The following is a 20,053-nucleotide window of genomic DNA, read 5'->3' on the forward strand; positions in this document are numbered from 1 at the left end:
CCAGATGCAGCCACAAACGGATACACCCCCTTCACAAGATGACCTCGTCAAGGGGCACGCATCCTTACACTGGTTCGAATTTTTTCTTTGACAGATACCATTTCCAGCCAGAGCCAGCGAGCACAAAACCTACCAATCCAGGAAGTGCTGCGGCAAAACTGATGGTGGCATCAGACGTACGTGGAAGCACCTTTTCCTTTTTGACTGACGCGGGAGTCGGCGGTAGTGTCGGTGCTGGCGGTGTGGGCAGCACGGGAGACTTGGGCTTCTCTTTATTGGTAATGATAAAGCCTGTTGCCATGTCACCGGTGTAGCTGACTTCAAATACCGTGCCTGCAAGCGTGACCTGCGCCTTGTCTTCGCCCACTTCTTTGACGCTGTACTCAAAGGATGTAGGATTCTGCGCTGACTCGTACACAGGAAGGCTCTTGAACTCGCCGGCCCAATTGTTGGCGGCGTTGAGCGTCAGGCGCGTACCCGTCGCAACACCGTTTTTGTATAACTCAACGTCGACGGAGGCCACAGGTCCTGCGATCTTCTCGCCAGCGTGATTGTGCCACGTCTTCGTAACTTTGACGGAGCGGAAAGGTGGCTCGAGCGGCGTCCAAGGCGCTGGCGGCGGCGTTGGCTTCGCATGCGTATTGGTAATCGTGCCTGCAATAACGTCTGCCTTTGTCGTTCCGCTGAAGCTGGTCTTATCGGCAGTGTACTTATCGATAGCCCCTTCCGTCAGGGTATAGGTAATAAGCTGATCTGGTGTTCCCGCGTATTTGGGAAGGCCCTTGTAGATTACCTTGTAAGTCCCATTTTGAAGATCGGTCACCTGCGGGACAAACAGGGTAGGATCGATGGCCTTATCGGCCGAAAGCGTCAGCTTTTGCACAAAGGCAGCCGTGTTGGGACGAAGCTGCTCTTCGTTGTTGTTATCGTTCCACACCTTGGTGAGCACGACATCGCTACTCGCGACGGTCATCGCGTTGGTTTGCAACGTAAGCTGCTTCTGGTTGCCTTCAATATCGTAGAAGAGCACCGTGCTAAAGACGCGGCGCTTGTTGTTATAGCTGCTGTCAACGTCGCCAGCAACACGATACGAAATATCAACGTAGCCGCCCTCGTCCATGGCAAGCGCGCGAGCCGCGACGCACATGATCATGTCAGCCTGCTTAATGTCAGAAACTTCCTGATACTCGTTCGGCTTGGGCGCATGGTTGGTGTCATAGCTCACGCCATCGTTGAGCTTGATGTACTTCACCTCAAAGTTCGCGGATGGTGTCGCCTTCACGACCTCAAACAACAGGTCCTGCGCATTTTCTGGCGAGAAGGACGGGCCAAAATTCTTTGCAGAGTTCAGAAGTGGGATAAAGAGCTTCGTCACGTTAGCAGCAACCTTTGCGTTGTTGCGAACCGTCATGCGTACCGTTGCGGTATCACCTTTTTGCATAACGGCAGTGGTTGCTTGCTTATTGTTGGGGTCGTAACTCAGCGTCTTAGTAGCTTTGGTAAAGCCATCGGTAACCGAGAAGGTCGACATCGCGGTAATTTCGGCTGCCTGGTTTATGGTAATGCCCTTGCCCTCGGCTAACGAAACCATGGGCTTGCCTGCGTTGACCTTATCGCCAAACAGATCTGCGTAATCTTTGCTGGTCTTCCAGTAGGGACCATCCCATTTTTCTTTTTTAATGGTGGCGTCGACCGCTTTGAAGTCTTTGGTGGTAAAGCCAACAAAATCGTTGATGTGGTATATACCCTTCTTTGCGAGCTTATTGGTGTTAACCGTCATGGACAGCTCCATGCTTTTTGCCGAGAAGTCCGGCTGATACTGACCGCGCGTCTGCTCGCCCACATTAAGGTCGTAACGCCATACCTTGATGTTCGTATTGTCCTTGCAGGTAAATTCGCCAACCAAGGTGGGCTTGCCAAGCGTGGCATTCGTGACCTTCAGATCACTGTACGAGAAGCCCTCGGGCATAAACAAGTACAGCACAGGCTCTTGCAGGGGATTCCAGTCCCAGTTCTCATCATTGATACGACCAGTAATTTTGAAGGAGCTGCCTCCGTTAATCTGCTGTTTATCGATAGAACCGACGCCATTACGGATGGCGGGTGCCTTCGACTTGGCTGTGGTTACAACCGTATCTTCTGCAGTGGGCGTCGTGCCCGTGGTATAGAACTTAATGGTTGTTTTAACAGGGGCTTCGGTGCCCTTCTTCCAGCAACCATAGACGCCGTTGCTTATATAGCTCCAACCATAAAACTCATCATAGATGTACTTATTGTTGGCATCGTAGGTTTCGAGCAGGTCAGCCTGTGGCGCAATGCCATCGTACTTGGCGGGAAGTGGTCCCAAATCAACCTTGATGGACGTAATGGAGTCGTTAATGTTAAGACCAAGCGCCGTGTTGGTGATAAGCGCCGAAACTTTACTCGACTTCTTCAGAATGCTCGGGTCAGCCGTGCCGCTTTTGCCACTGGCGCTGCTCCAGTGAATGGGACCATACTGCATGCTCTTCTCGTAAGGAATGGTAACACCACGGATGATCGCCGTATTGGTTTGGTCGATCTGCATTTCCAGCGTTTTGGGCTTGGTGGGAACCGAAAGTTCATTTTTAATGAGGTAGGCACCAAGGCGCACATTATACGTGTCGTACTTCTTGAGCGACCAATTCATAGCTGTGTCGACGAGCGTGTGCGCACGGATTTTTTCGGGGGTCTTGCCGTCAATAATGGTGACCTTTACCGTGGCAATCTGTTTGCCCGAGGTGCGGTCGGCGTTGGGAGTGTCATTCCAAATAGTCTTTTTAAAGTTCTTGAGCGCGACGAAAAAACTCGATCCATTCTCGCGCGGCGAATCCGCAGGTACCTTAATATGTGGCTTAAAGGCGCATCCACCAGAATAGGAACCAAGCTCATTCCACTCGACGGTAGAAACCTTGTTGTCGCCCTCGATCTCGGTCTTTACCACGGTGCCGTTCTTCTTGTACAGCGCCGTTTCTTCAAGGCCGACGAGCTCAAGATCCTTCGGATAGACGATTTGTATGCTTGTCTTGCTATTGGCCTCGGTTAACGAAGCACCGCTACCTGCGCTATCGATGTGTAGGGTAGTGGTCGTGTTACCCTTAGAAACAACTTCCGTGGGCTGCGCTGTGTAAAGGCTGTAGCGCAGCTCATCACACGGGTTGATCGCAAAGTCTTGCGTGTAGGCCGCGACCTCTGGCTTGGTGTCAAGTGCGAGCTTAATGGCGCCATTTATAACTTGCTTTGCGTCTTCGTTCACGTAGGCGTCATCAACGCGAAAATGAATTTCGGAGCGCGTATCAACGCGAGTAAGGCCATTTTTGGTCCGATAAATCAGTGAGCCATTACGCGCTCGCTCGCTGCCCGCGTTGGGATAGCCATAGGGCGACGTGCCCGTGCCCGTAGGCATGTGTACAAGTTGTTCAAAACTGGTGTTATCAATGGCGCCTTCGGTAAAGGTGGCGCCAGGAAGACCTGTTACATAAATGCCATTACCAAGCCAGACCTGCAAATATGTTGCTTTAAACTGCAGGGCCGAGGGGACTTTGTAGCCAACATTCAGAGCATAGGTAATGCCTTTTCTGAGCTTTGGTGTTTCGCCGGCAAGAAGATCGGCGATTTTCTCGTGCGTCTCGGCATCCTCGATCGTTATCGAGTCAAACTCAAGCCCGGATACCCTCCCCCTCGAGCTTCTCATGTGTGCGCCTGGCACATGGGGGCTTGCTCCGTAACTCACGCGCATGCTCATAAGCAAAACACCCAGGCACAAAGCAAAAATGCATGTCAATAAAAGCACACTATTCTTGCGCAGTTGCTGCATAGTCATAGTAGTGGTCCTCCATTGCATCGTCTGCCTTATTGGTAGCTGATACGAAGCGTATGCGACTTCTTGACGTTCTGTTTTTGTTTCTCGTACTTCTCGTGCTTCTTACTTGCTGTAGCTAGTGCTCCACCGCCTTGTCTTCAAGGCTGCTCATATCGATTTTATACATTATAAAGCCAAATTTTAGAAACGTATATCTTATCGCTAAAAAATTGTAATCGTCGTCCTATTTTTGGGTGAGCGGCAAGCCTAGAAAACCGTAGTGGATGCGGACAGAAATGTAACCCTCTCTGCACTCCAAAAACACGCCAAAAACGCTTACTAGGGGCGTTTACCAAAAAGCAAATATCATCTGCCTCATAATTGATTGCAAATGCAAGCAATTCTCCCTCAAGCGCAATACAAATTCTTTGCAGCCAAATTATCCTGCACAAGGGACTATCTTTTGATCTTCGCTTACCAACTCAAGCCCCCCCTTGTTTAGGAAATTTATCAAAAGAGCAGCTTGATACTGAGCTTAAAAAAGGATTTGACTCATTGGAGGCGGGAAAAGCTTACAGCGTTGGTGATGTCGATACTTACTTTGCATGATAGTTCTAAATGCACGTGTAAAACACTGAAAAAGAAGTGTCTGTGTGCTTGTGTAAGCTACCCATAAGTTGACCTATCGCGAAAGGAGTCCTTATGGCTTCTGATACAAACGCTACGCATGACGATAAGAGCACCAATACGCATGACAATACGCAGGGCGCCGACAGCAAATCCACCGAAGAGTTGCATGGGCTTCCCCATCCCCAGGATTACACAGGGCCTTACTTTAGTGTGCTTGAGTACGCAGCAGAAGAGTATGCCGATGGCAAAACGCTTGACGATAAGATCAGACTTCGTGGGGCAAAATATTTTGCCCAGCACGTTTCGCCCGAAGACTTTGACGAGAATGAAAATGAAAGCAATGGATCTGGTGGTTCGCAGATACAGAAAATTGGTTTTGCAGAACTGTGGGCTGATTCTACCTGGGAAAAGAACAGCCATGTGCTAGCACGTAACGTCAAGTTAGAACAGCTTGCAAATTCCGTCAAACAGAGTGATTGCCTTTGGGTGATACCTTCTGTAGACGAAAAAGGTTGGCTTGAGTATTCTTTTTACACCAACGCCGAAGAAGAACTTCCATATTGCCCGTATCATGATTTTGATGATGACTTCTTTCGAGATGCCTTTAGTACCCTTAAACCTCAGGAGGCTATCGTCTGCATCGTGCAAAATCTGAACTGCTTTGGCGGAGATGGTGTTGAGGCCGATCCCGATTTTTGTTGGCGAGTGTACGACTGCAAAGTTACCGTATATAAAATCGCTATTCCTACTTCGAAAGATGTCTTATACTGAGTATACATTGCGCATGTCAAGCTGCATGTATTCGTATGTGACAGCTATACACGTTAACCCCCACGTCTAAGAAGGTCGGCCATGAGCGCCACAGATACCGACGCGAGCACCAACCGCGACAGCAGTCCGAATGCCAACCACGGCAACAGCCCCGCGAGCTCGCGGTCTTCTCGGCAGCTGCAGGAATTTTCGTTTAGGGATATCGTGCACAACCTTTTTGTTATCGCATGGCCGCTGAATAAGATTGCGAATCAGGCTGAGCTTTCTCTGCCTGATGATGCGGATGCGACGCTCGCCTATGGCTTTATTCATCCGAAGCTGGGCTTGAGTTTTGCGGCGTTTGCCCCCGCACGCACAAGTGACCTGGGCATTTATGATGAGCTGCCACTCAATAAGACCACGCATCAGCTCATGATGGTTCCTGCCGAGGGGCTGCATCCGCAGACTGCCGTGTTTGACCTCAGCCATCGTCCAGATCTGTATGGTGCCTATGCCGACCACATGACGCTCGTCGACAAGCTTGCGCAAAACGATCCAGACCAACACGCCACACGCGCCGACCCGTGGATTGATTATTTGCGCAATCGCAATCACCCTGACATCGTTCGCGTCTTGCTTGTCGATAAGACCAAGCAGCTCTCACCTGAGTTTGTGCTCTTCGAGCTGTTGGGTTACGTCGATAAGGACAATTTCTACGGGCGGCTACTCAATGAGCCGACTGGCGAGTTTGGCGTGCATGAAGGCGAACTTATGGTGGTTGTTCGTCAAGAAGAGGAAATCGGCATTCTGCTTTTGACGCAGCAAGACCTGACGCTGGAAACGAACGATTGACGCTGCCGCGCACATAGTGAATAAGGGGCGTTGCCCGTGCATATGATTTATGGGCGCAGAATTTGAATGCAAGGTTTGATACTGGAGGAGTCATCTGTGCTTATGAACTCTTGACGGACGACTATAACGTAACAAAGAAATGTCTCTTAGAAGAATGCACTGAAGATGAATACTACATGCATCAGAATCTTGATATGGCTGTTCAAGCTTATTTAACGACTAATACATTGCATTCCTCTAGCAAAGAGAGTCAAAGCAACTGTACATTCAAACCTTTTTAACTCTAAAGTATTACTTACCATTGAGTGATTTTGCAACGTGTTGCAAAATCACTCAATGGTTTAAGAGGTACTGTGCGAAGCGAGAAGATGAAACTCGATGGTGGCTTGGATTCAGACAGAATCTATCAGGCTACCGAACAGCGTGCCAACGTGAGCTGCGCGAGACGCTACCCCGTCACTTTCCAGTGCATCGTTGCTTGCGAGGCTTCGATAAACGCTTTGAAGGGACCTTCTTGTTGAGCAAGATCCGCAGGTTTTCCTTCTTGCGCAATGTATGAACCCGCCAGTGACGGCTTTAAGACGTACAGATAGTCCGCGTTCTTAATGGTCGACAAGCGGTGTGCCACCACCACGACGGTCTTATCTGCAGACAGTTTTTGGATAACGCTCGTAATAGCCGCCTCGTTTTCGCCATCGAGGGCTGAGGTTATCTCGTCCAGCAGCAGAATGGGCGCGTCCTTCAAAAATGCGCGCGCAATGGCCACGCGTTGGCGCTCTCCGCCAGACAGGCTTTGCCCTGCAGGGCCGACGTTGGTGTCCCACCCTTGCGGAAGCGCCGCGACAAACTGCGTCAAATTCGCATCGTCGATAGCCTTTTGTATTTGGGTGTCGGTGGCGTCGGGTCGCGCGATACGAATGTTTTCCTTAATGCTCATGTTAAACAGGTACACGTCCTGAAATACCATGGAGCTGAGCTGCATGAGCTGTGTAGACGAAAGCGTGCGGATGTCTTTGCCCGCAATCGTGATGCTCCCCTGCGTCGTTTCCCAGAAACGCGCAATGAGGCGCAAAATCGTTGTTTTACCAGCGCCAGAAGGACCCACGATCGCCGTAATGGTATTGCGGTGCATGCGCATGCTCACCTTGTTGAGCACGTTTTTATTGCTGCCGTACGAGAAGATCACGTCGTTGAACGCGATTTCGGTGTTAGCGAGGTCGATGGCGGGCTCGCTGGGAGCGACGTCGGTACCGTCGGGCTTCTCGCCAGCGGACGCAGTACCGTCGGAGCCATCGAAGCCGTCAGCGGCAATGCCGTCAGCACCCAGCTGCAGCGCATCGTCGAGCGTCTTGGTTTGCAAAATGGCATCCACATTGGTGAGCGCCACAATAGCATTGTTCAGCTCGGAAGCCACAATAGCTGCCTGCATGAGCGGGGCCGTCATGCGCGCCACGAGGGTGACCACCAAAATGTAGTCGAGCGGATCCAGCGTCAGATCCAACACAAAGTTGAGACCCAGCAGGATGATAAGGGCAAAACAGAGCGTTGTAATAAAGAAAAATGACTGCGCGGGGCGGCCTTTTATGGCAAGACCGCGCAACACGGCATCGGAATCATCACGCAAGGCTTCACCGACAGGTTCCCACAGCTTGTCGTGCTTCGTAGCACGCAAAATGGGTTGCAAATATGCAAACTCCAACACACGTGCGGAAACCTGCTGTGCACTTTGGCTTTCGAGTTCGTTGGCCTGCGTGATTGTTTTTCTCATCCGTTTCCACATGAAAATCAGCGGGAGTATGGCAGCTGCCATCAGCAGGCTAAGACGCACGTCAATAATGATGCAGGCCACAAGAAGCACCAACGGGATGATAAAGGCGTTGCACAGCAAAGGAATAACAATGCTCGTGAGGTGCGATAAGGTGTTTACCTGCTTAGACAGCGCATTAACCACGGAGGCTTTATTCTTTTGATCAAACCAGCCTAAGGGAAGCGCCAACACGTGAGCAGCTACGCGGTCCATCATGGAAGCGCAGACCTCAAAGACGCTGACACGGTAGGACGAGAACATGGCAATCGTGTCGACAAGAATTGTTGCTGCAGCGCAAGCGCATGTTGCAACAAGCCATGATATAAACTGTGGACCCATCCCGCGATAAAAGAGCTCGCGGAGCAGCGGAATCATAAGCGCTAGGGTAATGCCTTGTAAGAACGCCGAGAGTATAAAGAGCGCTGTACTAAAGCGCAATGCTTTTTCGTTAACGGTCCGTGTCAGAAGTTTCCACATCTTATGCCTCCTGTTCGTCGGCGGTGGTGGGGGCGGTAGCGGTAGCGGTGTCGACCGTGGTGGCGGATGCGTCTCCCACGGCGTCGCTCACGTCGTTCACAAATTCAAGCTGTTGCACCTGCCACATATCGGCATACAAGCCCTTTTGTGCAAGGAGCTGCTCGTGGGTGCCCTTCTCGACAACGCGACCATCCTCAATGCACAAAATTTGATCCACGTCGCGAATGGAACTCAAGCGGTGCGCGATCATGATGACGGTCTTATCGCGAGCCAACTCAATCAGAGCCTTGTGCATCGCCTGCTCCTGCTCGGGGTCAATTTGCGCGGTTGCCTCGTCAAAAATCACAACGGGCGTGTTAAGCAAATACATGCGCGCAAGCGAAATGCGCTGGACCTCGCCGCCCGACAAAAAGCCGTCCTTCTCGCCCAGGCGCGTGTCATAACCCTGCGGCAGCGACAAAATCTTCTCGTGAATCTGTGCCGCCTTGGCCGCCTGCACCACCTCGTCGAGCGTGGCTTCAGGCTTACCGATCACGATGTTATTAAAGACCGTATCATTGCTGAGAATAGCGTCCTGCAGCACGATCGACACGTTGGAATACAGCGCCTTGAAGCTCAAATCACGCAGCTCAACGCCACCAAGCTTGATGCTTCCGCCATCGGGATCGTAGAAGCGCACTATGAGCTTTGCCAGCGTTGACTTCCCTGAACCAGACGGACCCACCACGGCGGTAACCGTTCCGGGCTCCACGCGCAGACTGACATGCTGAATGATGGGCTTATCTTTTTCGTAGCTAAACGAGACGTCAGTGAGCTCCAACGCGGGGTTTTTCTCGGCAAGCTCTTGGGTTCCCTGCGGCATGCGCGGCTTCGAAAGGAGCTGCAAATTGGATTGCGCCGCAAATGTAGACTGATAAATGTGCTGGCTTAAGCCCATCAGGGTGAGAAGACCCTCGGGAATGCCTGGGGCAATGAGCAAGAAGGGGATGCTCGCCGAAAACGAGATCCACGAGTTGGCAAGAAACACGACCACCAGCAGCACGACCGTCAAAAAAACGATAGAGGGCTTGAGCAGGGCACCTGTAAAACTAATAGCCTTACCTGATTCGGAAACCCAGGCATACGACAGCGCCGAAAACGCCTTGCGCTTCTCGTAAAAATCGGTTTTGGTGGCGTCGGCCATCTGGAAGTTTTTGATTTCTTTGATGCCATCGAGCATATCGACCGTCGTGGCAGAAACTTGTGTCTGCGCTTCGCCGAACTTTGCGGTAAGCTCGGCCATGTTTCTCATAAAGAAGAAGGAAATGCTGCCGACCACGATTACCCAAAATGCTACGAGCGAAAGACTTAGACGCCAGTCGACAAATACAAGCAGGAAAAATCCCGCAAGCAGGGTGACTACGGCATTGGTGACGTCGCCTGGCACGTGCGCAATAAGGGTGTGCACAGCAGTGGTATCGTCGCAGATAATTTGACGAATCGTACCGCGGGGCGTGCCGAGCACGTCGGCAAGGGGTAGATGCGCAAAAGCGTCGACAATCTGCTTGCGCAAATCGTATCGAAAGTGTGCTTCGGCTAAGTGGGACACACCCAGACCGCCCATGTAGAGGATTTGGCTTGCCACCAAACTTATCAGCGCGATGATGCCCCAAAGGTAGGGGTCGCTGATGCCAAACAGCGATTGCTGCTGCTCGCGCAAAATGAGCACCGCAATTTGCTGCAGCGCCACGAAGGGCACCAAGCGCACGATGGCCGAGATCGCCGTGAGGCAGCCCGACGCAATCATGGGGCCTGTGGCGGGTTTGAGCAGATCGCCCAAGGTCGCGGGTGCTGATGAGGTTGCGGCTGACACTGCGGGCGTTGGTGCGGTCGCAGCGGGTGGGGTGGACGCAGCGGCTGATGCGGTCGCGGACGCAGAACCAGACGCGACTGATGCTGCGTTGGGTGCGGACGTTGCCGCGGGTTCGCTGGTCTTCTCGCCAGGGAACGTATCGTCAAGTTTCTCGTTCGTCATACGAGCATCACTACCTTACAAACTACCATATAAAGCTAGCCTAAAAAGGACGAGCACTAAGTCAAAAAGAAGCAAAGGGCAGCTGTTGCGGCCCATACGCCGAGCATGCAAATCCAGTCACGGGCGCGCCAGGCATACGTGTAATATTCCGTGCGTGTGTCGAAGGCTCCGAAAGCGCGCGAATCCATAGACAGGCTCACGCGTTCGCCATGTTGAACCGCCAAAATGATGAGGGGCAAAATGGCGCTTACCCATCGATACCCGCCCGCAAAGATTCCATAGCGTTTGCCCACTTCACGCAGGGAGCGAGCCACGCGCAGTGTCTTAAAATCTTCCGTAAATCTGCTCACAAAGGCAATGGACGCCTGTCCCACGGAGGTAACACGATACGGAACCTTAAAGCAGGTGGTCATACTTGTAAGCATTGCCTCGGGGGTGGTGTAGCACGCAAGGGCAAACATGAGCGCCAGCAGCGCAGCCAAAACGGTTGCAGTGATATTGGCACCACCATAGGTATACAGGCGGATTTCGACATAATCGTGGTAGCTGGTATTAAACAGCCAGATCATCGCCGCGGTCGCAATACCCACGGCACTCGTCATCGCTAGTTTTTGTTTGATCGAGACTTTCGAGAAGAGCACACCTGCAACGCCCAACGCGATGATTGCGCTGTTCAACCACAGATGTCTTACGAAGAGCAGCGAAATGATCAGAGGCAGCGCTGCCAAGCTGAGCGTAAAGGGGTTGAGGCCCCATGGCTCTCGTGCTGCGGCCTTGCGGGATGTTGCGACCGTGGCGATCGCGCGGCGTGCTGATTCGGCAGCGTTGGCCTCGGCGGGTTTCTCGATAGACATGCCATTCGTACGCCAGGTCTGCGCTGCAGGAAGCGCAATGATATGCGTGCAGTACTGATACGCGAGCTCCAAATCGTGGATCGCCATAATGATGGTGCAGCCCTTTTTTTGTTGCTCGCCGATAAGATCGAGCAGCTCGAGAGTATTATTCCAGTCCTGACCGTACATCGGCTCATCGAGCATAATAAACTTGTGCTTGTTCGCCACGATGGTCGCGACCGACAGCCTTCTGAGCTGGCCTCCCGAAAGCGCAAGCGGGTGCACGTTAGCAAGATCCTGCAGATGGAAGTGCGATAAAATCCTGTCAACTTCCGCATCGTCCAAGCCTTCTATCGCAAGCTCTTGGCGCACCGAACTCGTAACCATCTGGTGCTCGGGATTTTGAAACACAAATCCCGCCAGGTGTTTTCCGCGCTTCAATGCTTTTTGCTCGATGTACGCATGGTCTGCCTTAAAAGGCATAAGGCCAGAAAGCGCTGTTAAAAAGCTCGTTTTGCCCGAGCCGTTAACGCCAACCAAGCCGATGCATTCTCCGCCTGTAAAGCGCATCGAAATTGCAGGTGCGCGGCCGGGTACCGAGAAGTTCTTGATGTCGATGGTCGCAGGCGTGGCATCGTCAGCCACGGGCGCAGCATCGTCGCCCGTGACGGACGTAGTGGTCGAGGCGCTTCCATCGTCACTTCCGACGCCATCGTCAAGCGCACGAACTTCTCGCCAGACGCCGTGCGCATCTTTGGCGAGGTACTTCACCGTGTTCTGCTGCAAAATGTCAAACTGAGGCGATGTGTAGGAAGGCACATTTCTAAATTCCTTGGGCAGCCACACGCCACAGGCTTTGAGTCGCTCAAGATGGTTGGCAAAAATCGTATTCGGGCTTTCGCATGCTATGACGCGGCCTTTCTCGTCAAGCGCAAGAATCTGGTCGCAGAGTTCCAAAATTGGATCGAGGTTGTGGTCGATAATCACGATACCGTAGCCCTGTTCCTTGAGTTCGCGCAGGATCGCGTAGATGTTTTCGCGAGCGGCAATGTCAATGGTGGAGGTCGGCTCGTCGAGAATGAGCATCTTCGTTTGCATGGCGATGGCGCAGGCAAACGACAAGCGCTGGCGCTGACCGCCCGAAAGGGTCCACGGGTCATCATAGATCTGTTCGCTTAAGCCTACCGCGGCAAGCGCCTCTTCAACGCGTTGCTGAATTTCCTGCTGAGAAAGGCAGAGGTTTTGCAGGGCAAACGCAACGTCATCAAATATAACGCGCGTGATGACCGATGCATCGGGGTTTTGCCCGACGTAACTCACGTGCTGTGCAAGATTTTTGACACTCATCTCGGCAATCTCGACGCCATCCAAGGTGACGCTCCCCGCATATTCCGACGGAATGGAATGCGGAATGAGACCACAAAGTGTGCGAATAAAGCTGGTTTTTCCGCAGCCCGAGGGGCCGATAATAGCGCTGACTTTTCCCAAACACTGCGTAAAGGAAACGTCGTCCAAGATCCAGTCTTTGCTGGTGATATAGTGAATGGAAAGCTTGTCTGCTATCAGTTCAAGCTTTTGCGTACGCGGCTCTTTCATAGTTGTGTTAGTTGTCTACAGACACACCCACGTTTGCTTTTTTGAGTGCATGAGCAATGGCAATCGCAAGAGCTGCACCAATGCAGGACGAGACTACTGCGGTGCCAACCATCATTGCCGTCATAGAGAAATCGAATGGGACCCTCACGTAGCCCACATAGCCAAATCCGTTAAAGGCACCGAAGGCAATGGCTGCAACAAAGTAGTTCCACCACTTGTATTTATAGAGGCAACAGGCTAAAGGCGCCTCAATCAACGCACCACCAATAACATGGCCAATGATCGCCATAGGGCCAACGGGAGTAGTAAAAACGCCAATAATGCCCATGATGGCGGAAGCGATGATGGCTGAGCCTGGCTTTCTTACTACGACTGACGGAAGCAAAAATGGCAACGACCACAGTCCCATAATCAAGCAACCAATCAAAATGGTTTGAGGTGACGCAAAAAGTGCAGGCCCCGCAAAGTTAAGCGGAATAATCAAAATCATGCCAACGACCGCTAGCGCGGTAACCATCAAGAGATTCCTCGTTCCTAAAACGCTATTTTCGAATTTCGAACGATTGGATGTTTTTACGGACGTTTTGATGTTTCGATTTGGGGTTTCCGATGTTTCCGAAGTCTGGCTCGTGCTCTGATCCGTGCTCACGGCATCTCCTTATATCTGTCGTATGTTCATACGCTCATATAGCGCAAGTTATAGAGTTAGCTTTGCTTAACTATAATTTAAACCAACTGCACAGAGATAGCAAGTTCGAAACCAATATGTAATATTCTCTTATATACATCGCGGCGGTACCACGCACGGGCTGATGCCCTAACGCTCTTGATTACGGTACATGCCGATAAGAGCTCCAATGGCAATAAAAGGGCTCAGGCGCACAAAAATCCATCCAAAGCCATGAGCTAAAACACCAACAACAGCTCTCTCAAAATCAAATTTTGAATAATCCCACGGTTCATAAACGCCTTCGATAACCCTAAAACCTATAAGCAGCACTCCCGTCATGAGAAGCGCAGCTAGACATAGGCGGAATCGCAACTTTCGTTTTTCTTTTGCTTGTTCCGCAAACTTTGCGTTAATAAGCTCGAGCTTCTCGGCAAGCTGCTGTGCGTCGGGTGCGTCAACGGAGCACTGCCTCGCTTCCGTAGACGCGTTGCCTGACAAGGAGCTGGTGTCTCCCAGCAAAGTACTAACCGAGGCATCGAGCGCCGCTGCAAGCGCAATGAGCATGTCGGCATCGGGCACCGAGAGGCCCTTCTCCCATTTAGAAATAGTCTGACGAACCACATTGATTTGGCAAGCGAGCTCTTCTTGCGACAAGCCCTTCGCTTTTCTAGCTCGTTGAATATTTTTGTTAAGCATTGTGTACCTCCTTTTTTGCGAAACTGCGAAAGCATCTAAAATCCGCGAGAAACCCCTCTAGAAACCCCTAAAAAGACTTTCTAAAAGGATTTCTGACGCAAATCATGCTAAGAAATCCCCCGCGTTGCCACAAGCAACGTGAAATAACATCTCCGCAAATAGAGGCTATGTCTTTCAAAAGATACAGAAATGTTCTTCTACTCTTCTACCTAAGCGGCTGGCTATATTTTAGCTTTTCAATTGAACTTATCTCTATTCAGTCGATCATACAGCACTGAAGATTGACAGAAGGCATTGGCTGAGCGTCTATGACAGGTTGTACTGTCTTATAAATATCTTTTTTTACAGCCTCTACATCAATTTTGTTCAAATCCATTGACAGAACTTCTCTGTTTCCATGAGAAATTAATTTAAAGGTGTTATCAAAAAGATAGTCCATATCATTACCATCAACATATAGGCATGCGTTATCAGATCCAGAAGTAAAAAAGCACTACTTGTTTTTTCGTAATTAGCATTATAAATTGTGCCTGGTCCATCAAAATAAATCCCATAATGAAAACTATGAGTGCTATTTTATACATGGTTTTTCTTACCCTCAAAGGCCTTTTAAGAAGTTTCCGATTGGTGCTATGAGCTTGTCACGTACGAAGTTTACTGCTGGCTGTACGTATTTGTTGTAGGCAGCTTTTGCAGCATTGACTACAGGTTTTATGACATGTCTGTAGATGGCTTTGACAAAAAGGTTTTACGACTTTGTCTACTACGTTTTTTACTATGTTTGTACGACCAGTTTGTCTCTTGTTAAAGAATTTTGCTGCAAGAAATTATCCTTTGGGCTCATCCCGAAATCATTAACAGCATTCTGAGCAAGGTCATGACCTAGTATCTGCTGGATTAGAAGAGCTGTCTTAAGAAGCAGTAGAAGGAATTGTTGCATTTCCAATAGGTGCGGAGTCTTGTGAGGTGGGGGCATCAGTTGGGGTGGCAAAAGCAACGGTTCCGAAAAGAGTGCATGCACAAAGACTTGAGACGAGCATTGCCGTTAGCTGGGAAACATGTTGTTTTTCAACTTGTCCTCCTTTATTCCACTATCAGAAAAAACTTTTCAACTTGAATTATAAATAAAACCAGTTTAATAACAACTAAAATTTCTATCAAAAAAAGGGGCAGATAAGTCTTACCATTTGCCGCAAGTAGCGTTTTTTATACAGAGAGTTTTACAATAAAAACCTAACTCCAAAATGTACCTGAATATTTGAATTTAGCACATTTAAAAAGTAAACCCCGTGAAGTGTTGCCTGAAGGGTGCCGAGAAGATACATCTCAAAAAAGAACTCAGGGCAAAGCTATTAGAAACTGCTATGTTGGAGGAGAGGCGTTCATGATCGAAACTGAAATTTTTGGCACACTACCGAATGGTCTTCTCGCCCATGCGTACACTCTTATCGAGAAGAACACGCGTGTTACCATCAGTGATTTTGGTGCTACCATCCTCTCGATTAAAACGCCAGACGTGCGCGGGGATGTCCAAGATATTGTTTTGGGGTTCGATACGCTCGCGGACTATGCGGGTGCTAACCCTGCCTGCTACGGGGCAACCATCGGCCCTGTCGCCAACAGAAGTGACAAAGCAGAAATTGTCTTGGAGGGCGTGGCGTATACGCTGCCAAAAAATGATGGGCCGTCGCAAGAAAATAACCTGCATACGAGCCTTACTGAAGGCTTGCACAAACGCCTTTGGAAAGCGGAAGTCGACCACGAGCACAACACTGTTACCCTTAGCTGCACGCTGCTAGATGGCGAGTATGGGCTTCCTGGTGATCGAAACTTTTCTGCCCGTTTTGAGCTCGTCTCGCGCGATGGTGGTGGTAGTGATAACCTTGCTGGTGTCACTTGCCTCGCTGGCGCCAGCACCTGCGGTAATGCTGATAGCATCACCGATCTTGATGGCGGCTGCCAACAATTGCGCGTAACATACATCTGCACCACAAGCAAGCCAACCTTCGTGAACATGACCAATCATAGCTACTTCAATTTAGCTGGTCACGCCTCTGGTTCGGTGCTTGATCATGAAGTGTGTATTCATGCTTGCTCGTATCTGCCCATCCGCAAAGATAACGTCTCGGAAGGCACAGTCGAGCCCGTCAAAAACACGCCATTTGATTTTAGAGAAGCAAAAGCGCTCGGCGAAAATATCCACGATGAAAATGAGCAGCTCAGGCGTGCCAATGGTTACGACCACTGTTTTGCCGTCGATGGGTATACCAGCCCCGATGCCAGCGATGTTGCAGGCGTCGCGCACACCGCAGCCGCCGAGACTGCCGAGAAAACCAATCAGCCACGCAGCGCCCTTCTCGCCCGCGATCCAAAAAGCGGAAGACGACTCCACATCACCATCAGCGCACCAGGCGCGCATCTGTATACAGGAAACTGGCTTAACGATACCAGTGCCAAAGACTGCGCTTCTTATGCACAGCGTGCGGGCTTTGCGTTTGAACCCGAGTTCTATCCCGATTGCTCACATCACCAAAGCTGGCCTCAGCCGCTGTGCACACCAGAGCATCCTTATATCGCCACAATTGTCTATACCTTCTCGCACGATAGTCATGTCCTGCAGCTATAAGATCTACTATACTTAATTTTGGCAATCGGGAAAGGACTTTGCATGAGCTCTACCTGCACATCTACCTGCTCTTCTGGACAAGTACAAGCGCAAAAATTATCGAGTGACCAAGCGGTTCGCATCACCCTCGAACTTTTCAAGGCTCATTTTAGTGCGACGGGCGCATCAGACGCGACCCTGCAAAAAATTTTGGTCAGCGCACCAGGACGCTCCGAAATCAGTGGCAACCACACCGACCACGAAGGCGGCCACGTCATCGCAGGAGCACTCAATGTCGCAATCACAGGAGTATGCGCCCCCAATGGCACCCAAACCATTCGCCTTGTTTCACAGGGCTTCGACCCCGTCGAGGTAGACCTCGCCTCCCTCGAGCCGCGCGAGGACGAAAAACTCACGACGCAAGCAATCGTTCGCGGCATGGCCTACAAACTTGCTTCCAACGGCTTTACACCCCAGGGCTTTGATATTGCGCTTACCAGCACCGTTCCTGGTGGCAGCGGCCTTTCTTCTTCTGCTGCGTGCGAGGCAGCGCTCGGACGCGCGATGGAAGCGCTGTGGAAAGGCGAGCCTATTTCTGCTATCGATCTGGCGCTTTACAGCCAATTTGCCGAGAATACCTATTTTGGCAAGCCCTGCGGTTTGATGGACCAGCTCTCCGTTTGCTTGGGCGGCCTAGCCTTCATGAACTTCGAAGATCCCGCGCACCCACAATACGAGCGCCTGAGCTTTAATTTTGAAGATAAGGGCTATGCCCTCGTACTGGTCAACGTGGGCAGCGATCATGTGCAATTTACCCACGAATATGCCGCTGTTCCTCAAGAGATGCAGGCAGTGGCACAGGCATTTGACAAAACCCGCCTGTGCGAAGTTTTGCAGGCAGACTTTAATGGCCGCGTGGTTGAGCTTCGCGAGAAACTCGGCGATCGCGCACTGCTTCGCGCTATTCATTACTGGTACGAGAACAACCTCGTCGATGAGCGCTGGCGCGCCCTTAACGAGAATAACATCGACACGTTTCTCGACCTCACCCGTAAGTCGGGCACGAGCTCGGGCATGTTCTTGCAGAATGTTTCGACCTCGGGATCGTATCAGCCAGCCATGCTTGCGCTCGGTCTTGCCGAGCAGCTACTGCAGGGCGCGGGTGCAATCCGCATCCACGGTGGCGGCTTCGGCGGATCCATTCAGTGCTTTGTGCCGCTGGATATGGTTGATGAGTTTATTGCCTCGATGAACAGCTGGTTTGGGGACGGCGCTGCCATGCGTTATGCCATTGCAAATAAAGGAGCATCAGCGCAATGCCTGTAGCAACACCTTCCGATCCGCTGGCGGGCGCCTCCGACGCGCTGGCGATACAAGCATCTATTGAGCGCCTGTGCGACTTTTGCATAGCAAACGAGCTTATTCAGCCGTCCGATTATATCTGGGCATATAACCGCGTTTGCGCATCTATTGGGCTTGATTCATTCCCACCATCTGAAGCGTGGATGTCTTCTCGCCAACAACTCAAATGCCCCGATCGCTCGTCCTTCAAGGACTACCCCATCGAAGCGGAGCTCATGAAACTTGCGGCCGTTGGAGCAGCGCATCATAAAGATGACGACACCGCATCTGGCAAAGATCGCATTGCTATGCATATTATTGGCGAGCTCATGCCACGACCCAGTGAGGTGCAAGAGCGATTTTTTGCCCTGCTGCGCGTGCAAGGCTCGCGAGCCGCCTGTGATTATCTTTACCAACTCTCATGCGCAAGTTGCTATGTGCGCAAGGAAGCCATCGAACGAAATCTCGAGTGGATCAGCGAGTGTGCTGGACAAGAGCTCGAGATGACCATTAACCTTTCAAAGCCCGAAAAGGACCCCAAAGAGATAGCTCTTGCGGGCAAAGCAAAAAAGACTGATTGCTACCCCGCCTGCCAGCTCTGCATACAAAATGAAGGATTCGCTGGTAGAAGCCCAAGTGCTAAACAAAGCGCCCATCCCGCGCGCACAAATTTACGCATTATGCCCCTGACGCTTGGAGGCGAAAGCTGGGGCTTCCAATACAGCCCATATGCCTATTTTTCCGAGCATGGCATTGTTATGAGCTGCAGCCACCGACCGATGCATATCGACCGCCAAGCGTTTTCGAATTTGCTCGAATTTGTCGATATGTTTCCCGACTACATGATCGGCTCCAACGCTGATTTGCCTATCGTGGGCGGCTCTATTTTGTCTCACGATCATTATCAGTGTGGCAAGCACGTCTTCCCCATCATGCACGCAAAGCTGCGCGCACGCTACACAATGGGCGCATATCCCCAGGTCGCCCTTGATGAGTTGATCTGGCCAGTGAGCTGCATCCGCTTGGTCAGCACTGATCGCAGCCAGCTTCTTGATGCTGCCACTTCCATCCTCGCGTCGTGGCGCAGCTATAGCGACGAGTCGCTTGGCATTGTGGCGCATACCACTGATGAACAGGGCAACGTTGTGCCTCACAACACTATTACGCCTATCGTGCGCAAGCTTGTGGACTCTGCCGCAGATACAAATGCAGGGAACTCCGCGAGCACAAACAATGCCGCCACTTACGAAATGTATCTGGCACTGCGCTGCAATATCTGCTCTGATAAACATCCCTTGGGCGTCTTTCATCCACACGAGCAGTACCATCACATTAAGAAGGAAAACATCGGAATCATCGAGGTCATGGGCCTCGCCATTTTGCCCGCACGTCTCAAGCGTGAGCTGCTCGCATTGACCTTGCTCTTCAAAACAGCCTACACCACGCAGATGACCGACGACGAGTTTTTCCAGCGCTGCTTTCGAGATCCCGAAATTAGCAAGCACGCTACCTGGGCAAAAAGCCTCAAACCGATGCTTGGGCAGCAGCTCCAACACCAGTCCGAAGACAAGGCGTCATGCACCGTTGCTGGCGAGAAGATCGCTGACGATAAACCCGGCGACGAGAAGAGCGACGCTCAGTTGGGACAACACATTCAAAAGTTCCTGCTCAACGAGACCGCACAGGTGTTTTGGCATGTCATGGAGTGTGCTGGCGTTTTCAAGCTCAACGATGAAGGCTTTGAACACTTTGACGACTTTATCAAAACGCTGGGAGTCACACGGCTGACAAAGTAACTGCGAACCTGTGGTCGCGTAACCATGGTCGCGAACCCATGGCGCACGTCTTATGCCTGCAAAACCCAGACTCAAATTTTTTCACCAAAAATGGCTGCTGACCTGTGTCAACAGCCATTTTTTACACACGTTTTGTCCTATAACCCACGTTATAAATAGCGCGTTA

11 protein-coding genes are annotated in these 20,053 nt (G+C 51.1%); 5 read left to right on the forward strand and 6 right to left on the reverse strand.

Annotation, left to right across the window (positions count from 1 at the left end; genetic code table 11):
- Positions 1–64 precede the first annotated feature (64 nt).
- Complete coding sequence (locus tag HMPREF3192_RS02340) at positions 65–3,841, reverse strand: Cna B-type domain-containing protein (protein ID WP_066304997.1); 3,777 nt, start codon at positions 3,839–3,841, stop codon at positions 65–67.
- 681 nt (positions 3,842–4,522) lie between these two features.
- Between HMPREF3192_RS02340 and HMPREF3192_RS02345 the strand changes: the two genes are divergently transcribed.
- Positions 4,523–5,221 (forward strand): hypothetical protein, encoded by a 699-nt coding sequence (locus HMPREF3192_RS02345; protein WP_066304998.1) that lies wholly within the window; start codon positions 4,523–4,525, stop codon positions 5,219–5,221.
- Between the two features lie 81 nt (positions 5,222–5,302).
- The gene (locus tag HMPREF3192_RS02350) at positions 5,303–6,052 is read left to right on the forward strand and encodes a hypothetical protein (RefSeq protein WP_066304999.1); all 750 of its coding nucleotides are present in this window, start codon (positions 5,303–5,305) and stop codon (positions 6,050–6,052) included.
- A 448-nt stretch (positions 6,053–6,500) separates the two neighbouring features.
- Here the strand turns inward: HMPREF3192_RS02350 and HMPREF3192_RS02355 are convergent, their stop codons facing one another.
- From HMPREF3192_RS02355 to HMPREF3192_RS02375, 5 genes are all read right to left on the reverse strand, one after another.
- Positions 6,501–8,336, reverse strand: a complete 1,836-nt coding sequence (locus HMPREF3192_RS02355; protein ID WP_066305003.1) for an ABC transporter ATP-binding protein — start codon at positions 8,334–8,336, stop codon at positions 6,501–6,503.
- Position 8,337: 1 nt separating this feature from the next.
- The gene (locus HMPREF3192_RS02360; protein ID WP_197414542.1) at positions 8,338–10,350 is read right to left on the reverse strand and encodes an ABC transporter ATP-binding protein; all 2,013 of its coding nucleotides are present in this window, start codon (positions 10,348–10,350) and stop codon (positions 8,338–8,340) included.
- A gap of 56 nt (positions 10,351–10,406) precedes the next feature.
- Positions 10,407–12,779: an ATP-binding cassette domain-containing protein gene (locus tag HMPREF3192_RS02365; RefSeq protein ID WP_066305004.1), complete on the reverse strand. Its 2,373-nt coding sequence runs from the start codon at positions 12,777–12,779 to the stop codon at positions 10,407–10,409.
- 7 nt (positions 12,780–12,786) lie between these two features.
- Positions 12,787–13,296: an ECF transporter S component gene (locus tag HMPREF3192_RS02370; protein WP_082715572.1), complete on the reverse strand. Its 510-nt coding sequence runs from the start codon at positions 13,294–13,296 to the stop codon at positions 12,787–12,789.
- 300 nt (positions 13,297–13,596) lie between these two features.
- The gene (locus tag HMPREF3192_RS02375) at positions 13,597–14,145 is read right to left on the reverse strand and encodes a helix-turn-helix transcriptional regulator (protein WP_066305005.1); all 549 of its coding nucleotides are present in this window, start codon (positions 14,143–14,145) and stop codon (positions 13,597–13,599) included.
- Between the two features lie 1,384 nt (positions 14,146–15,529).
- Between HMPREF3192_RS02375 and HMPREF3192_RS02380 the strand changes: the two genes are divergently transcribed.
- From HMPREF3192_RS02380 to HMPREF3192_RS02390, 3 genes are read left to right on the forward strand one after another with little or no spacing between them, the layout of a single operon-like run.
- Complete coding sequence (locus HMPREF3192_RS02380) at positions 15,530–16,771, forward strand: aldose epimerase family protein (RefSeq protein ID WP_066305006.1); 1,242 nt, start codon at positions 15,530–15,532, stop codon at positions 16,769–16,771.
- Between the two features lie 42 nt (positions 16,772–16,813).
- Positions 16,814–18,076: a galactokinase gene (locus HMPREF3192_RS02385; RefSeq protein WP_082715573.1), complete on the forward strand. Its 1,263-nt coding sequence runs from the start codon at positions 16,814–16,816 to the stop codon at positions 18,074–18,076.
- Positions 18,067–19,887 carry a UDP-glucose--hexose-1-phosphate uridylyltransferase gene (locus tag HMPREF3192_RS02390; RefSeq protein ID WP_066305008.1) on the forward strand — a complete coding sequence of 607 codons (1,821 nt, stop codon included), beginning with the start codon at positions 18,067–18,069 and terminating at the stop codon, positions 19,885–19,887. Before HMPREF3192_RS02385 ends, HMPREF3192_RS02390 begins: the two co-directional genes overlap by 10 nt.
- The last annotated feature ends 166 nt before the right edge of the window (positions 19,888–20,053 follow it).

The sequence above is a fragment of the Atopobium deltae genome, from assembly GCF_001552785.1.
Taxonomy (GTDB): Bacteria; Actinomycetota; Coriobacteriia; order Coriobacteriales; family Atopobiaceae; genus Atopobium; species Atopobium deltae.

What these genes read in the sequence shown, in the direction of transcription:
- HMPREF3192_RS02340 (WP_066304997.1), bottom strand. Translation starts at nt 3,841, where the DNA reads ATGACTATGCAGCAACTGCGCAAGAATAGTGTGCTTTTATTGACATGC.
- HMPREF3192_RS02345 (WP_066304998.1), top strand. Translation starts at nt 4,523, where the DNA reads ATGGCTTCTGATACAAACGCTACGCATGACGATAAGAGCACCAATACG.
- HMPREF3192_RS02350 (WP_066304999.1), top strand. Translation starts at nt 5,303, where the DNA reads ATGAGCGCCACAGATACCGACGCGAGCACCAACCGCGACAGCAGTCCG.
- HMPREF3192_RS02355 (WP_066305003.1), bottom strand. Translation starts at nt 8,336, where the DNA reads ATGTGGAAACTTCTGACACGGACCGTTAACGAAAAAGCATTGCGCTTT.
- HMPREF3192_RS02360 (WP_197414542.1), bottom strand. Translation starts at nt 10,350, where the DNA reads ATGACGAACGAGAAACTTGACGATACGTTCCCTGGCGAGAAGACCAGC.
- HMPREF3192_RS02365 (WP_066305004.1), bottom strand. Translation starts at nt 12,779, where the DNA reads ATGAAAGAGCCGCGTACGCAAAAGCTTGAACTGATAGCAGACAAGCTT.
- HMPREF3192_RS02370 (WP_082715572.1), bottom strand. Translation starts at nt 13,296, where the DNA reads ATGGTTACCGCGCTAGCGGTCGTTGGCATGATTTTGATTATTCCGCTT.
- HMPREF3192_RS02375 (WP_066305005.1), bottom strand. Translation starts at nt 14,145, where the DNA reads ATGCTTAACAAAAATATTCAACGAGCTAGAAAAGCGAAGGGCTTGTCG.
- HMPREF3192_RS02380 (WP_066305006.1), top strand. Translation starts at nt 15,530, where the DNA reads ATGATCGAAACTGAAATTTTTGGCACACTACCGAATGGTCTTCTCGCC.
- HMPREF3192_RS02385 (WP_082715573.1), top strand. Translation starts at nt 16,814, where the DNA reads ATGAGCTCTACCTGCACATCTACCTGCTCTTCTGGACAAGTACAAGCG.
- HMPREF3192_RS02390 (WP_066305008.1), top strand. Translation starts at nt 18,067, where the DNA reads ATGCCTGTAGCAACACCTTCCGATCCGCTGGCGGGCGCCTCCGACGCG.